At 71.8% G+C, this 15463-nt stretch carries 14 protein-coding genes and 1 pseudogene; 4 read left to right on the plus strand and 11 right to left on the minus strand.

Annotation, left to right across the window (positions count from 1 at the left end):
- Positions 1-116: 116 nt before the first annotated feature.
- From ACFZBT_RS20705 to ACFZBT_RS20720, 4 genes and pseudogenes are all read right to left on the minus strand, one after another.
- The gene (locus tag ACFZBT_RS20705; RefSeq protein ID WP_391105437.1) at positions 117-2144 is read right to left on the minus strand and encodes a HEAT repeat domain-containing protein; all 2028 of its coding nucleotides are present in this window, start codon (positions 2142-2144) and stop codon (positions 117-119) included.
- Between the two features lie 116 nt (positions 2145-2260).
- A pseudogene (locus ACFZBT_RS20710) lies at positions 2261-2437 on the minus strand (DNA alkylation response protein); the annotation flags it as partial.
- A gap of 170 nt (positions 2438-2607) precedes the next feature.
- Entirely contained in the window at positions 2608-3396 is a 789-nt protein-coding gene (locus ACFZBT_RS20715; RefSeq protein WP_391105439.1) for a pectate lyase, read from the minus strand.
- A gap of 49 nt (positions 3397-3445) precedes the next feature.
- A complete protein-coding gene (locus tag ACFZBT_RS20720; RefSeq protein ID WP_391105441.1) occupies positions 3446-4420 on the minus strand; it encodes a polysaccharide lyase family 1 protein in 975 nt (324 codons plus the stop codon).
- A gap of 417 nt (positions 4421-4837) precedes the next feature.
- Between ACFZBT_RS20720 and ACFZBT_RS20725 the strand changes: the two genes are divergently transcribed.
- A complete protein-coding gene (locus tag ACFZBT_RS20725; RefSeq protein ID WP_391105443.1) occupies positions 4838-6100 on the plus strand; it encodes a PHB depolymerase family esterase in 1263 nt (420 codons plus the stop codon).
- A gap of 31 nt (positions 6101-6131) precedes the next feature.
- Here the strand turns inward: ACFZBT_RS20725 and ACFZBT_RS20730 are convergent, their stop codons facing one another.
- Entirely contained in the window at positions 6132-7211 is a 1080-nt protein-coding gene (locus tag ACFZBT_RS20730; RefSeq protein ID WP_391105445.1) for a tRNA-dihydrouridine synthase, read from the minus strand.
- A 123-nt stretch (positions 7212-7334) separates the two neighbouring features.
- Here ACFZBT_RS20730 and ACFZBT_RS20735 point away from each other — a divergent pair, with 123 nt between their 5' ends.
- A complete protein-coding gene (locus ACFZBT_RS20735) occupies positions 7335-7685 on the plus strand; it encodes a helix-turn-helix domain-containing protein (RefSeq protein WP_391105447.1) in 351 nt (116 codons plus the stop codon).
- Here ACFZBT_RS20735 and ACFZBT_RS20740 read toward each other — a convergent pair.
- Entirely contained in the window at positions 7682-9025 is a 1344-nt protein-coding gene (locus tag ACFZBT_RS20740; protein WP_391105449.1) for an FAD-dependent oxidoreductase, read from the minus strand. The two genes, ACFZBT_RS20735 and ACFZBT_RS20740, sit on opposite strands and share 4 nt — an antisense overlap.
- Before the next feature lie 198 nt (positions 9026-9223).
- Between ACFZBT_RS20740 and ACFZBT_RS20745 the strand changes: the two genes are divergently transcribed.
- Positions 9224-9700: a DUF6214 family protein gene (locus ACFZBT_RS20745; protein WP_391105451.1), complete on the plus strand. Its 477-nt coding sequence runs from the start codon at positions 9224-9226 to the stop codon at positions 9698-9700.
- Between the two features lie 54 nt (positions 9701-9754).
- Here the strand turns inward: ACFZBT_RS20745 and ACFZBT_RS20750 are convergent, their stop codons facing one another.
- Positions 9755-10408, minus strand: a complete 654-nt coding sequence (locus ACFZBT_RS20750) for a DUF305 domain-containing protein (protein WP_391105453.1) — start codon at positions 10406-10408, stop codon at positions 9755-9757.
- A gap of 190 nt (positions 10409-10598) precedes the next feature.
- Here ACFZBT_RS20750 and ACFZBT_RS20755 point away from each other — a divergent pair, with 190 nt between their 5' ends.
- Positions 10599-12101: an LVIVD repeat-containing protein gene (locus ACFZBT_RS20755; protein ID WP_391105455.1), complete on the plus strand. Its 1503-nt coding sequence runs from the start codon at positions 10599-10601 to the stop codon at positions 12099-12101.
- On the opposite strand, the gene ACFZBT_RS20760 is transcribed toward ACFZBT_RS20755, so the two are convergent.
- The 4 genes from ACFZBT_RS20760 to ACFZBT_RS20775 form a co-directional block, all read right to left on the minus strand.
- Positions 12089-12775: a TetR family transcriptional regulator gene (locus tag ACFZBT_RS20760; RefSeq protein ID WP_391105457.1), complete on the minus strand. Its 687-nt coding sequence runs from the start codon at positions 12773-12775 to the stop codon at positions 12089-12091. The genes ACFZBT_RS20755 and ACFZBT_RS20760 overlap by 13 nt on opposite strands.
- 175 nt (positions 12776-12950) lie before the next feature.
- Positions 12951-13640: an HAD-IA family hydrolase gene (locus ACFZBT_RS20765; RefSeq protein WP_391105459.1), complete on the minus strand. Its 690-nt coding sequence runs from the start codon at positions 13638-13640 to the stop codon at positions 12951-12953.
- Between the two features lie 40 nt (positions 13641-13680).
- On the minus strand, positions 13681-14349 hold the full coding sequence (locus ACFZBT_RS20770) for a phosphatase PAP2 family protein (RefSeq protein WP_391105461.1): 669 nt from the start codon (positions 14347-14349) through the stop codon (positions 13681-13683).
- A gap of 115 nt (positions 14350-14464) precedes the next feature.
- Complete coding sequence (locus ACFZBT_RS20775) at positions 14465-15400, minus strand: M48 family metalloprotease (RefSeq protein WP_391105463.1); 936 nt, start codon at positions 15398-15400, stop codon at positions 14465-14467.
- Between the last annotated feature and the right edge of the window lie 63 nt (positions 15401-15463).

Below are 15463 nucleotides of genomic sequence, written 5' to 3' on the forward strand. Positions count from 1 at the left end.
TGGAACGTCGCGGCCGGCCGGGATCCCCGCCCGGTGAGGCCACGGTGGGCAGCCGCGCGCGGTGGCCGGCCCAGACCGTGCCGGCCACCGGGTCGCCGACCGACCGCGCCTACCGCCTACCCGTGCCCTGCCCCGGCCAGCACCCCCCGGCACACCCGCAGCAACCCCTCGTCCTCGCGGATGTCGTGGACGCCGTAGCCCCGGACGTCGGCCCGGTGCCGCCGTGGGGACGCCAGCTCGGCCCGGAGCAGGTCGTGCAGGGGCGCTCCCGAGGGCCCCAGGGCCGCCGCGCACCCGGCGACCGTCGTGCGGGTGCGCGGGTCCTGCGCCCACGCGGAGCGGAGGAGGGAAAGGAACTGTTCCGGCTCCCCGGCGATCCGCCACACCGCGCACGCGGCCGTGGCCCGGTGCCCTACCGCGCCGGAGCCGGCCGTCCGCCGCAGCCCGGGCAGGGCCGGGCGGGCCGCCGGTCCCAGTCGCGCGAGCGCGTCCGCGGCCGCCGCGCGGCGACGCGGGTCGCCGCCGGTGTCCGTCAGCTCCCGGAGCAGCACGGGCACCACGGCATCCGGTTCGCCCGTGACCGACCACAGCGCTTCCGCCGCCGCGACGGCGTGGTCCGTCGCCAGAAGTCCGCGCAGCTCCGGTATCGCCTCGTACGCGGCACCGCCGAACGCGCCGAGAGCACGGACCGCCGCCCTCGTGACGCCGTCGCGTGACCGCCGTCCGTCCGGCATGCCGCGCAGGAGGCGTAACACCGCCGGCAGGGACTCGGCGTCGCCCAGGGCCGTGAGCGCCGACAGCAGGGGAGCGGCCCGCGCGGCTGTGCCGGGGCCGTCGAGCGGGACGCGGGCGAGCCGGCGCCGCAGAGCGGGAGCGAGCGGGAGCGCCGCCGGTCCGAGGTGGGGTATCGCGTAGCCCAGGTCGTCCGGTACGACCGGACCGGCCAGCACCTCGGACAGTACCGGCGTGGCCCGTGGATCCCCCGTCCCGGCCAGGGCCTTGAGCGGACCGCCCAGCGTCGGCGCACCCCGCTCCCCGTGCCGAACGCGAAACTCGGGACGGCGGACCACCAGCGCGTGGAGGTGGTCCGCGGCCGGCCCGGCCAGCTCGAACAGCTCCGACAGGACGGCGACCGCCGCGTCATGCAACCGGACTTCCTCGACGCCCAGTTGGGCACCGATGAGGGCGACCGGCTCCGCGCCGCCCGTACGCCACTCGCGGAACAGCCCGGCCGACATCCATACGGCGTTGCACCGGTCGAGGGGATCCGGGCTGGTCAACTGCCCGCACAGCAGGGCGACCCGGTCCGTGACCCGGCTGCCGAGCGCGGAGTGCAGCGTGCGCATCAGCTGGGAGCCCTCCTCGTCCGAGGGGCGCAGGCGCCGCAGCCGGCCGGCGAGCGTGTCCGGGCCGGGACGGTCGCTCGGGTGGCCGGAGGAGGCGTGCTCCCCGGATCTGTCCCTGAGCAACCGGACGACGGCCGGTACGAGATCGGCGGGAAGCAGTTCCGGCGCGCACCCCGCCAGTTGGCCGAGCGCGGCGAGGCGCAGCCCCGGGCCGTACCGGGGCCCGCTCAACTCCACCAGCAGCTCCATTGCCCCGGTGGCGCGTCCCTGGTGCCGCTCCACGAACAGGCCCAGACTCGTGGCCAGGGCGAGCAGGACCCGGTCGTCCCGTTCCACGGTGATCCGCTCGCGCAACAGGGCGAGCACACGCTCCGGCGGGCCGAGGAACCGCACGAGTGCGCCCGGCGCCGCCCGGCGCACCCCGGTGTCCGCGTCCCCCGCGAGCCGGACGAAGACCTCGGCACCCGCGTGCAGGGCCGCCCGGGCTCTCGTCGCCAATTCCGCCGGGACACCCCCGTCACCCGCGATGTCACCGATGCCGGCGAGGAGTTCCACGACCTCCGCCCGGTCCCGCACCTCCTCGTGGACGGCGAGCGCGAGGAGAAACGGAACACAGGCGAGCGTCGCGTCGTACAGGCCTCCCTCGTGGTGCACGGCGCCGTACATCCCGTCGAGCGCGCTCTCCCGCTCGGCCGGGTCGGCGGAGGCCAGTCCCCGCAGCAGTCCGGGCACGTCCTCCGCGCTGCCGTTCGCGTGCCGCAGCGAGGCCCAGTCGACCTCGTCGATCCCCCTGAACACGTTGTCCTCCCCGGGCGAAGTACCGACTGACGGGGAGTCTGCACCACCGCACCGACAACGAAGCGGAATCAGGAGACGACTGTGCGCGAACTGTGCGCCCGTTGGCCGACGACGGCTCAGTCCCGGTCCGGCAACGCGCGCTCCAGGATCGCGTCGAGGCCCGCCGTCTCCGGCAGCGTCCCGAACGCGTGCCCCCGGTCGCCCCGGAGCCGGGTCGCGCAGAACGCGTCGGCGACCGCCGGCGGGGCGTGTCGGACGAGGAGGGAGGCCCGGAGCGTCATGGCCATCTGCTGCCCTCCGACTGGCCCGGCGCCGAACTGCGCGTGGCCTACACCGACTACCAGCAGCAGCTGATCGGAGAGGTCCGCGCGCGCGTGCGGGGCGCATGACGCGGACGGCCGTGCGCGGCGCCCGCCGGGGCGCTGCGCACGGCCGCCTTCACCGTGGGGGGCTGCCTGAGGTGCTACCTGTAGGTGACGTCCGAGGTGGAGTACAGGCAGTTCTTGCTGTCGGGCCCTGACCCGACAGCGGTGTTGTTGTTGTACTTCTGGCAGGGGACGACCTTGCGGCCGGAGTCGTTGCGGATGGTGATGCCCCGCAGCGTCGCCGCGTCGTTGCGGTTGACGTTGATGCCGACGATCCGCGCGGTGGAGCCCGTGCCGGTCACGTCGATGTTGCTGAGGTTGACCTTGCGCGTGTACTGCGTGGAGCAGTCGCCGCAGGAGCGGTAGAGCGTCTTGAACTCCTGTACCGCGAAGTTGGAGATGTTCAGGGTGCCGCCGCCGTTGTGCTGGAAGACCTTGTCCGCCGCCTTCTTCGCACCGCCGCCGATCACCTGGTACGTGGCGCCGTTGCCGCCGCGGAAGGTGGCGGCGTCCTCGCCGACGTCCTCCCACCAGACGTTCTGCAGGGTGCAGCTGCCCTCGCAGTGGATGCCGTCGGCCGCGGGGGCGCCGAGGACGACGTTCTTCAGCACCGCGCCGTCCGCGAGCTTGAAGATCGGGTCCTGGCCCTCCTCCTGGCCGTCACCGGCCAACTCTCCGGTGCCGTAGTACCGCTTCATCCCGTAGTCCTTGGTGCCGGACACGGAGATGGTGGAGGAAGTGCCCTGGCTGCCGTTGGGGGTGGGCCAGGTGGCGGCGCTCGCCGTGGGTGCGTGGGTAGTCATGATCATGCCAACCGAAAGGCCGAGGGTGGCCAGCGCGCCGGTCAGCGCGCGCCTGCGGGCGCGCGGGCGTGTCGCAGAAGTCATGTCCCGATTCCTTCTGTCGTCTGAGTGGGTGAGGGAGGGAGATGGGGTGTCAGAGCTTTCCGGCGCCCGCACCCGACGTCACCGAGGTGACGACGGACGAGGCCGGCTCCGCCGTATAGCCGTACGGCGGGCTGGTGAAGCCGCCGACGCGCGAGACCTCGGTCGCGGCTCCACCGAGATCGTTGCCGCGCAGGTTGGCGTATCCGTCGATGTCGCTGCTGCGGTTCGTGGTGACCGCGACCTTCGTCGAGCGGAAGACGTTGTTCTCGACCAGCATCTGGGCGCCCATGCGCGAGTGGCAGGCGGTGTCGGCGCCCTCGACGTAGTTGTTGTAGAAGTGCCCGGTGCCGAAGCGCAGGCTGGGGATGCGCGAGTACACGTTGGCGAAGTGGTTGTGGTGGTACGTCACCTTCAGCTTGCCGGTGTCCTCGCCCGCGTTGTTGTCGCTGTGGCCGACGAGCGAGCCCTTGAAGTGGTTCTTGAAGGTGTTCCAGGACACCGTCACGTTGTCCGCGCCGTGGTTGACGTCCAGCAGACCGTCGTAGAAGTCCTTGTCGTGGTCGCGGTCGGCCGAGAAGGAGTTGTGGTCGATCCAGACCTTGGTGGACGCCTCGACGGTGATGCCGTCGGCGGGCGCGACGGGCTTGCTGATGTTCAGGTTGCGGACGACGACGTTCGAGACCTTCTTCAGCCGCAGTCCGCCGCCGGTGAACCCGGACGCCGAACCCACGCCCAGGACCGTCGTGTTGGAACCGATGTCGACCTGGCCGCTCAGCGAGATCAGGCCGTTGACCCGGACGACCTTGGCCCCGTTACCGGTCACCGCGGACCTGAAGGCGCTCAGCGTGGAGACGGTGACCGCCGAGGCGCCGCCGCCGGTCGTCCCCGCGCCGAACCCGATCGGCGAGCTCTCGGCGGCCCCGGCCGGCTGGGGAACGGCCAGGACCGCCACGGTCGCCAGCGCGGACGCGGCGGCGACGGCCAGGGTGAATCTGTGTACGCGTGTCCGTGGGGGAGTACGCATGTGGGGTGCGTCCCTTCGTGGTGCCGTCATGGTGCAGTAGGTCATGTACATGAATGACGTTCGCCATGCTGTTCACCGTGCGCGCTGAGTGCGACCTGACCGGAGGTCTCGGTCACACTGCTGAACGGAACGTAGGGGGCAAGCGCTTTCTAGTCAACGCCTCGCGCAGAACACATTCGGCCGGTCCTGGTCAGGGTGAGGGACTCGTGGAGGCGGTGTGGGAGCGCTTCCATGACGGCCATGTGCATGTCACCATGCCGAGTGACCCGGACCGACTCCACCAGCTGAACCGCCGTACGACGTCCTGCGAGCCGCACCCACAACGGAAGGGACCCGGACGTGCCTGCCACCCCCCGCCCCACGGCGAGGAGACCGCTGCGGTCGATCCTCCTCGCGTTAGTCGCCGCGCTGCTGCCGATGCTCGCGGCCACGGTGCTCACCGCACCCCCGGCCGCCGCCCGCGAGCCGGCCGGCGGGTCCGCACGCGAGGGCGCCGTGCCCGCCGCGGCGCTCACGGAGGTCACCAACTTCGGTACGAACCCCAGCAATCTGCGGATGTACCTCTACGTGCCTGAGAGCGTCACACCGAACCCGGCGGTCGTGGTCGCCGTGCACTGGTGCACCGGCTCCGGCCCGGACATGTACAACGGCACCGAGTACGACACCCTGGCGGACCAGTACGGGTTCATCGTGCTCTACCCGTCCGTCACCCGCAGCAGCAAGTGCTTCGACGTCTCCTCGCCCCAGGCGCTGCGCCGCGGCGGCGGCAGCGACCCCGTCGGCGTCAAGTCGATGATCGACTGGGTCACCCGCACCTACGACGCCGACACCGGCCGGGTGTTCGCCACGGGCATCTCCTCCGGCGCGATGATGACCAACGTCCTGCTCGGCGACTACCCCGACGTGTTCGCGGCGGGCGCCGCCTTCTCGGGCGTCCCGTTCGCCTGCTTCGCCACCGCCGACGGTTCCGAGTGGAACAGCGACTGCTCGGGCGGCACGCTCACCCGCACCCCGAAGGAGTGGGGTGACCTGGTCCGGGGCGCGTACCCCGGCTACACCGGCCCCCGCCCGCGGATGCAGATCTGGCACGGCACCCAGGACGACGTCCTGCGCTACCCCAACTTCGGGGAGCAGATCAAGCAGTGGACGAACGTGCACGGCGTCAGCCAGACGCCGACCGCCTCGGACACACCCCAGTCCGGCTGGGCCCGCACCCGCTACGGCGGCACGGGCGACCGGGCCCCCGTCGAGGCCATCAGCCTCCAGGGCGTCGGCCACAACCTGTACGCCCACGGCATGGCGTCCCGTGTACTCACCTTCTTCGGCCTGGACAGCTCGGGCCCGGCGCCGCAGCCGCAGCCCGGCGCCTGCAAGGTGACGTTCACGGTGAACGCCTGGAACACCGGCCTGACCGCGTCCGTGACTCTCACCAACACCGGTACGACGACCGTCAACGGCTGGAAACTCGGCTTCACGCTCCCCGCCGGACAGACCGTCACGGGCGGCTGGGGCGCCACCTACGCGCCGTCGTCCGGGACGGTCACCGCCGCCAATGTGTCGTACAACGGCACGATCGCACCGGGCGCGAGTGTCAGCATCGGCTACCAGGCGAGCCATGGCGGCAACAGCGCCCCTCCGGCCGCGTTCACGCTCAACGGGACAGCGTGCACGGCCGGTTGACGCACCGGATGCTCCGGGATCCGGGTGCCGGTCAGACCGACCGGTGGTACTGGTCCGGCACCCGGACCTCACCGCCCAGCTCCCGCGCCGCGTGCCGGGCCCACGAGGGGTTGCGCAGCAGTTCCCGGCCCAGCAGGACCGCGTCCGCCTCGCCGTTGGCCAGGATCTTCTCGGCCTGCTCGGCGTCGGTGATCAGCCCCACCGCGGCGACCGGCAGGGCCGTCTCGGCCTTGACCCGGGCGGCGAAGGGCACCTGGTAGCCGGGGCCGGTCGGGATGCGGGCGCGGGAGGCGTTGCCACCGCTGGAGACGTCCAGCAGGTCGACGCCGTGGGCCCGCAGCTCGGCGGCGAAGCGGACGGTGTCGTCCGCGGTCCAGCCGCCGTCCTCGAGCCAGTCGGTCGCCGAGATGCGGAAGAACAGCGGCTTGTCGTCCGGCCACACCTCCCGTACGGCGTCCACCACTTCGAGGGCGAAGCGGACGCGGTTCTCGTACGAGCCGCCGTAGGCGTCGGTGCGGTGGTTGGAGTACGGGGAGAGGAACTCGTTGATCAGGTAGCCGTGGGCGCCGTGGATCTCGGCGATCTCGAAACCGGCGGCGAGGGCGCGGCGGGCAGCGGCCGCGAACTGTCCGACGACGTCCTTGATCTGATCGGCTGTCAGCTCGGCCGGGACCGGGTGCTTCTCGTCGAACGCGAGAGGGGTCGGCGCCACGGAGTCCCACCCGTACGCTTCCGGGCCGACCGGGGCGCCGCCCTTCCAGGGCTGGTCCGTCGAGGCCTTGCGGCCGGCGTGCGCGAGCTGGATCGCGGGCACAGTGCCCTGCTCGGCGAGGAAGCGGGTGATGCGGCGGAACGCCGCCACCTGCGTGTCGTTCCAGATGCCGAGGTCGTACGGGGAGATTCGGCCCTCCGGGGAGACGGCGGTGGCCTCGACGATGATCAGGCCCGTGCCGCCGGCCGCGCGGGCGGCGTAGTGCGCGAAGTGCCAGTCGGCGGGGGCGCCGGCCTCCGGGCCCTCCGGTGCCGCTGAGTACTGGCACATCGGGGCCATCCATGCGCGGTTCGGGATCGTCACATCGCGCAGACTGTAAGGCTCGAAGAGCGCGGTCACGGCGGACTCCATTCGGGACGGGGCCGATGTCGACTCGTACGATAGGCATCGTATTACGGAGGATGTCAAACTACGATGGTTCTCGTACTATGGAGTCCCCGAGAAAGAGGAAGTGGAGCCGCCGTGACGTCCCCCGCCGTGAGCAGCCGCGTCCTGCCGCATCCCGAGCGCGACGAGATCCGGCTGGAGGGTGTGCTGCACGCGCTCTCCGATCCGATGCGGTTGCGGATCGTGCGGGAGCTCGCCGCGGAGAGCGGGGAGTTGTCCTGTTCGCGTTTCGACCTGCCGGTGACGAAGTCCACGACCACGCATCACTTCCGGGTGCTGCGGGAGAGCGGGGTGATCCGGCAGGTGTATCGGGGGACGGCGAAGATGAACGGGTTGCGGCGGGATGATCTGGAGGAGTTGTTTCCGGGGCTGTTGGATGCGTTGCTCGATGCGGCGGGGCGGCAGGCCGGGAGGCTCGGTCCTTAGGGAACCCTGCCGTGCGCGGCCTCCATCAGGGACCGCCAGTCGGGGAGCTTGACCACTCCGCGTCCGAGTGACGCTCCCAGCTCCGCCTCCGCCTGTTCGATCGACTGCCAGCCCGTCCATTCGACCGGGTCGAGCCCCGCTGTCCGCAGAGCCGTGAGCGTGTCCTCGGGGACGTCCTTCGCGGCCAGGAGCGGGGCGTCCTCCAGGAGGGACGTCGCCGTCTCCTTCGCGCAGGGGCGGTTCGAGCCGATCACACCCGTCGGGCCGCGCTTGATCCAGCCGGCCACGTACTCGCCCGGCGTGACGACGCCCTCGCGCAGGACCCGTCCGGCCAGATTCGGTACGGTGCCGGTCTTCGGGTCGAACGGCAAGCCCTCCATCGGCACTCCGAGGTAGCCCACCGAACGCAGCACCAACTGCGCCTCGATGTCCTCGTACCGGCCCGTGCCCGTCACGCCGCCGTGCCCGTCCGGTGCCGTCCGCTCGAACCGCACCGCGCCCACGTGGCCCCGCTCGGCGAGCAGTTCGACCGGGCGGAGGAAGAAGCGCAGGTGGATCCGGTGCGGGGCGCCGGCCGGCGGGGACTCGGCCCAGCCGCGCAGCACCTCCACGTTGCGCCGCTGCGGGGCGGGCAGCGCGGACGGGTCCGTGTACCCCGGGTCCGCCGCCAGCTCCACGGGGTCCGCGACGACGTCGGTCGCCGGCAGGGTGCCCAGCTCGCGCAGCTCCTTGGTGGTGAAGCGGGCCTGGGACGGACCGCGGCGGCCCACCATGTGGATCTCGGTCACCCGGCTCGCCGCCAGCGCGGTCAGCGCCGCCTGCGGCATGTCGGTCGGGCTGAGCTCGGCCAGCCCCCGGGCCAGCATCCGGGTGACGTCCACGGCGACGTTCCCCACGCCGATGACCACGGCCGACCGCGCGTCCCGCAGGAAGCCGCCGTCCACGGCGTCCGGGTGGGCGCTGTACCAGGACACGAACTGCGTCGCCGACCAGCTCCCGGGCAGGTCCTCCCCGGGAATGCCCAGGTGCCGGTCCGTGGCGGCGCCCACGCAGAACACCACCGCGTGGTAGAACTCCCGCAGCCGGGCGGCCGGCACCCCGCCGGGGCCCACCTGCACACCTCCGAGGAACCGCACCCGGTCGTGCTCCAGGACCGCGCGCAGATTGTTCTGCAGCGACTTGATCTTCTCGTGGTCGGGTGCCACGCCGTAACGGACCAGCCCGTACGGGCACGGCAGCCGGTCCAGGACGTCGACACGCACCTCGGCGTCCAGCTGGACGAGGCTCTGGGCGGTGTAGCACCCGCTCGGCCCGGAGCCTACGACGGCGACTCGCAGCACGGCGGAACTCCTTACCCGTCAGATCCCGGGGGATCGCAGGAGAGCTCTGATGCCTCCAGCATCGCACCGGCCGGGCTCCGCTGACAGGGTGCTGTGCTCCGACCGGGGTGCGTGTCGGATCTATAGCGAATGTGATCATGCGGTTACGTTCCGTGTGTGCTGGAAGCATCCTTTCTTAATCTTTCTGATCGCTCCCCGGTGGACGGCGCGGTATCCGTGCGGCCCGCGTGGGAAGTGCGGGAGAACGAGGACGCCACGCGGTGGTTCGACGTCCGGCTCGCCTTCACGGACGGCGCCCACGTCGACGCGCTGGCGGTCGTGGCCGGCGGATGCGTCGGTGTCGAGGAGGTGCGCGCCCGGCCCGCGCTGTCCCTCGACGACCTGGCGGTGCTCGCCGACTGGCTCGAGGATTCGCTGGCCGAAGCGTGCGGCGCCGGTGCGGGTCCGGTCGCCGAGGGCTGTGCGGGCCCGGGGCGCCGGGCCCGGCCGGTCTGGCCGCGCGGCGCGGAGGGGCGGTGGCTGGTGGCACAGGAGTACCGCGCGGCCCAGCAGGACGGTGCCGACCCGGTCCTCGCCGTGATGTGCGCGACCGGGCACAGCCGCCGCAAGTCGCTGAGGCTGATCGGCCAGGCCCGGGACGCGGGCCTGCTGGCCCCACGCCGCGCACGGCGCTGAGCGGGCCGGGCCGAGCGGACCGGTCCGGGGCGCGACCGCGGACCGGGAGTCCGCTCAGAGCATGTCCCGCATCCGGGTGATCTCGCTGGTCTGCTGGGCGATCACCTCGTCGGCCATCTCCTCGACGAGGATGTTGTTGCCCTGTCCCTTCACGTCCGCCGCCATGGTGATCGCGCCCTGGTGATGGGTCGTCATCAGGGTGAGGAAGAGGTGGTCGAAGGCCTTGCCCTCGGCCGCGCGGAGCTTCTTCAGCTGGGCCTCGGTGGCCATGCCGGGCATCGCGGCGTGCTCGTGCCGCTCGGCCTTCAGCGGCTTGCCGTGCGACTTCAGCCAGCCCTTCATGGCCTCGATCTCGGGCTCCTGGCCGGCCGCGATGCGCTCGGCGATGCGTTTCACGTCCTTCGACTCGGCGCGCTTCGGGACGAGTCCGGTCATCACCAGCGCCTGGGCGTGGTGCTCGATCATCATGCGGGCGTAGGAGACGTCCGCCGAGTTGGGGGAGTCGTTCTCCGGGTTCTGTTCGGCGGCCTCTTCGGCGGACAGGGTGCGGTTCGCCTCGCCGGGCTCGCCCGGCGCGATCACGGACGGTCCGTCCGCGGTGGCCGGCTTCCGGTCCGGGTCGGAGTCACAGCCCCCGGCCGTGAGCACGGCCAGGGCGACCAGCCCCGTCGTGACGACGGACGCACGAGACACGCGGCGGAAGAGCACAACGACCTCCTGTGACGGGCGGGTTGGGGCGCACCTCGTGTTGCGGACGGCGTACTGGCACGCTTCCGCGGGTCATTGATCGCAAAACTTCATTGCGATTCTGTTGCCCCCTGTTGGTATGTGCATGGCGAAGACGATACTGCGTGGTGCGTGAACCGTTCCGCAGTGAACGGAACCAGGGAGGAAAACAGTGATCCTGTTGAACGACCGCAGAACACGCCGCAGACGCCTGGGAGTTGCCGCTGCCGCCGCTGGGCTGCTGGCCGCGCTCCTCACAGCGGCACCGGCGGGGGCCACCCCCGACCCCGGGGACGCGCCGCCCGCGCCGAAGAAGGTCTCCAAGAGCGCACAGGCCGAGGTCCGTGAGGCCATCCAGAAGGGTGAGATACCCGCCCAGGACGAGATCGTCCACTCCGACAACATCCAGCACCTGGCCTTCGTCCCCAAGGACGTGCTCCAGGGCACGAACTCGGACCTCGCCTTCCAGGGCAGGTACGCGTTCGCGGGCAACTACGACGGCTTCCGCATCTTCGACATCAGCAACCCCAAGGCGCCGAAGACCGTCGCCCAGGTGCTGTGCCCCGGCTCGCAGAACGACATCTCCGTCTCCGGCGACCTGCTGTTCCTGTCCACCGACTCCTCGCGCAGCGACAGCAGTTGCACCAGCACCACCCAGCCGGCGACCGAGAAGTCCTCGTGGGAGGGCATGAAGGTCTTCGACATCAGCGACAAGCGCAACCCGAGGTACGTCGCCGCCGTCGAGACGGCCTGCGGCTCGCACACCCACACGCTGGTGCCCGAGCGCCGGAACGTCTACGTCTACGTCTCCTCGTACTCGCCGAACGCCACCTACCCCGACTGCCAGCCGCCCCACGACGGCATCTCGGTCATCAAGGTGCCGCGCAACGCCCCCGAGAAGGCCGAGGTCGTGGGCTTCCCCGTGCTGTTCCCCGGTGAGGGGCCGGACGGCGGCGGCAACCCGGGCGGACCCACCAACCCGGGCGTGTCCAAGACCACCGGCTGCCACGACATCACCGTGCTGCCGTCGAAGGACCTGGCCGCGGGCGCCTGCATGGGCGACGGGATCCTGTTCTCCATCAAGGACCCGGAACGCCCGAAGGTCATCGACCGCGTGCAGGACAACGTGAACTTCGCGTTCTGGCACTCGGCGACCTTCAACCAGAAGGCGAACAAGGTCGTCTACACCGATGAGCTGGGCGGCGGCGGCGCGGCCACGTGCAACGCGGAGATCGGACCGAACCGCGGCGCCGACGGCATCTACGACATCGTCGGCAAGGGCGACAAGCGCAAGCTCGTGTTCCGCAGCTACTTCAAGATCCCGCGCCACCAGGCGGACACCGAGAACTGCGTGGCCCACAACGGCTCGCTGATCCCGGTGAGGGGCAAGGACCTGATGGTCCAGGCCTGGTACCAGGGCGGTGTCTCCGTCTGGGACTTCACGGACTCGAGCAACCCCAAGGAGATCGCCTACTTCGACCGCGGCCCCCTGACCACGGACACGATCAAGTCGGGCGGCTCGTGGTCGGCGTACTACTACAACGGCTACATCTGGTCGAACGAGTACGCCAGGGGCTTCGACGTCCTGAAGATCGACGACCGGCGCACGGACCCGGCCCGCCGGGTCCACCTGCGCGAACTCAACGTGCAGACGCAGCCGGACTACTTCGACTGACCCTCGAGGCCGTGCCCCGGTGCGGCCCCGGTCGCGAAGAACCGTGACAGATCCCTGTCACCCGTCCCGTCGGAGGCTCCGGTCTCCGGCGGGACACCCAGCTCCCGGTCGAGCCCGTAGCGCGTGAACAACTCGGCCCGCAGCACCGGGACCGGCATCGGCACCCCCGGCACCAGTGCCGCGTACACGGCGCCCATGAGCAGGGCGCGCAGCATCGGGTAGTCGCTGTCGACGTCCCGCGACCCGAGCCGGGCGACGGTGTCCCGCAGCAGTTCTGCCAGCCGCCGCTGCTCCGGGCACGGCACGAAGCCCTCGGCCTGCAGCAGCCCGGCCATGTGCTGGCGCATCAGCACCGGCCGGTCCTCGGCCAGGCGCAGGATCGCGTCGATGGCCCGCGCCATCCGCTCCCGGCCGTCCTCGGTGCGCGGCTCGCGCTCCAGCGCCTCCTCCAGCGTGCGATGCATCAGCCGGTGCACGGCGGACTGCACGAGCTGGCGCTTGCCGGGGAAGTAGTACGACACCAGACCACGCGCCGAACCGGCCCGGTCGGCGATGTCGCCGAGCGTCGTCGCCTCGAATCCGCGCTCGTCGACCAGCTCGACCGCCGCCTGCAGAAGCCGCTCCTTCGAACGTCTCCGCAACTCTTCATTGACCGAGGCGCTGCGCGGGGACATGCTGAAACTCCTGCGTTGACTGGCTGCCAGCCAACTATACTCGGAGCGTCCGGCCGGGACCGTGCGGTCCCAGCCGGGGATGCCGTCTGCCTCGGGCGACACGGGGGATCGTCCGAGGCGGGCGAGCAGAAGCCCGGATGGTCGCCTCGGGCAGCTTGTTCCGGCGGTGCGGCCCTCAGCTCACCAGGTCCAGGACCGGCCGCAGCCCGTCCGGCCGGTCGGTCACCGGCAGATGGTCCACGAAGTGCACCGCGCAGCCCAGGGCCGTGGCGCCGCCGTCCGCCCTGCGGTCGTCGCCGACCATGAGCGTCCGGCGCGGATCGGCGCCCAGCGTCTCGCAGGCGGTGGCGAACAGCCGTGGGTCGGGCTTCTGGATGCCGTGCTCGTACGACAGGACGTACACGTCGATGTAGGGGTCCAGGCCGTGCGCGCGGAAGACCGGGCGCAGATCCCAGCCGATGTTGCTGACCACCCCGACCGGGATGCCCCGCTCGCGCAGGGTGCGGAGCACCTCGACGGCGTCCGGGTACGGGGCCCACGCGTCCGGGTGCATGTGGCGGTCGTACAGCGCGTCGTGCAACGTCGGGTCGGGCAGCGTGACCTGGCGGGAGACACCGGTGTACGCGGCCCGGTGCAGCTCGGCGCTCTGGTCCCGGATCTGCCAGGCGTCGGCCAGTTCCTCCGGCACCCGGGCGGGGCCGCCACCGCCCGGCAGCGCCCCCGCGGCCTCCAGCGCCCGCGCCGCCGCGGCCACCTCCGCCTCCGCGAGCCGGATCGCGGTCCCGGCCAGGGTGCCGCGCAGCCAGGAGTCGGTGGACTCGACACGGAAGAGGGTCCCGGAGAAGTCGAACAGCACGGCGGTCATGGGGGGATCCTACGAGGGCGCACCTGACTCCCGCGGGTGTTCAGGGATGCCGGCGCTGGTGCACCCACACCGCCAGGGCCACCACCATCGCGCCCAGCAGCCAGCCGCCCAGCACGTCCGAGGGCCAGTGGACGCCCAGCCAGATACGGGTCAGCCCGACCCCGACCACCGAGACGACGGCCACGATCAGGGCCGTACGCCACACGGCCCGGCTCACACCGTGACGGTGCAGGAGCCACAGGAGGAGGCCGCACACGACCGTGGCGGTCATGGCATGACCCGACGGATAGGCCGAATAGTGGGCCGAGTCGACCGGGTCGGGCCAGACCGGACGGGGACGGTCCACAGCCGCCTTGAGGCCCTGCTGCAGCAGAGTGCCCAGGGTGACGGCCAGTGCCAGCCACACCGCCGTCCAGCGTGCCGCGAGCCGCACTGCGAGCCAGACGACGACCGCCGCGCACAGCAGGCGCATCGTCCAGGGATCCCACACCCAGTCGGTGAGGACGCGGAACGTCTGGGTGATGCCGGGTTCGTCGACCGCCCAGCGGTGGGTGGTGCCGGAGATGTCTCCGTCCGTGGTGATCAACGGGCTCCATCTGACCGCGACGAGGGTCAGCAGCAGAGCCGAGCACAGGGCCAGGACACCGGCGGAACCGGCGGCGGTGCGGTGCTCGGTACGGGGCGGGGAGTCGACGGACTGGGTGTGCATAGTGCGATCCTCGCCGAACCGGGTGCTCCGGATCCAGTACGGCGGCGATCTTCCGGGCCGGGGGCCACACGCTTCGGCCACTCCAAGGCCCCGGCGCCCGGGTCACCGCCGGCGGCTATCCGAGCGCCCGCAGCCCCGGCACGAACGCCAGTAGCACCGGCACCACGGGCACCAGCGCGGCCGCCGCCGTCAGCCGCAGGCGGCGTGCCGCGGTCAGCCGGTCCGGGGGAGTGAGCAAACGGCGCACCCGCGCCGGGACATGGGCCTGCGGCGTCGGGCAGGGGCCGAACACGCCACGGTGCTCGTTCAGTTCGACCAGGGCCAGGGCCGTCGTCAGACGGCCGAAGCGGCGGGAGGCCGTGTCGTCGGCGGCGAGTTCGACCAGGCGGTGCATCTCGTCGCGGAACGCGGCGAACACCGGCACCTGGGGAAAGCCGCCCGCCAGGGCCGAGGAACAGTTCAGCAGCCAGTCGTGCCGGGCCCGGGCGTGCCCCTGCTCATGGGCGAGCACGGCATCCAGCTGCCGCCCCTTCAGCCGGCGCAACGCGGCCGTCGTCACGACCAGTTGGGGCGAGGCGCCGGGCAGCCACCAGGCGTCGGGCCGCTCGCTCTCCAGGACGACGAGCCGGCCGGACACGGCCACCTCGCCCGGCAGCAGCGGAGCCCGGACCAGCAGATCGGCGCGCCGGCTGCGGCGCCGGGCGCGCGCCCGGCCGACCTCGCGGACCAGCATCGCCGCGCTCCACAGACCCCCGCCGGCCAGCGCCACCGCCGTGGCCGCCGCCCAAGGGCCCGCCGTACCGAGGGCATAGGCCTCGACGGCGGCGCTCGGCGCCGTCGCGAAGACATGTCCGCCGACCGCGTGCCAGGCCGCCGCCGCGCTGAGCGTCATCGACAGCGCACAGCACACGAGTACGGCCGCCACCGCGCACTGCCACGCCCACAGCGCCACCACTGGCTCACGATCCGGCCAGTCCGCCCGGGCGAGCAGCCGGGGAGCCACCACGGCGGTCAGGGCGCCGAGCAGCAACAGCGCCGCGGGGAGCATCATGGGGGCAGCCTATGAGCGCGGCGCGGCCCACGGGTACGACATCTGGCGCGGAAGTGACGCAGG

It is taken from the genome of Streptomyces sp. NPDC008137, assembly GCF_042957035.1.
GTDB lineage: Bacteria > Actinomycetota > Actinomycetes > Streptomycetales > Streptomycetaceae > Streptomyces.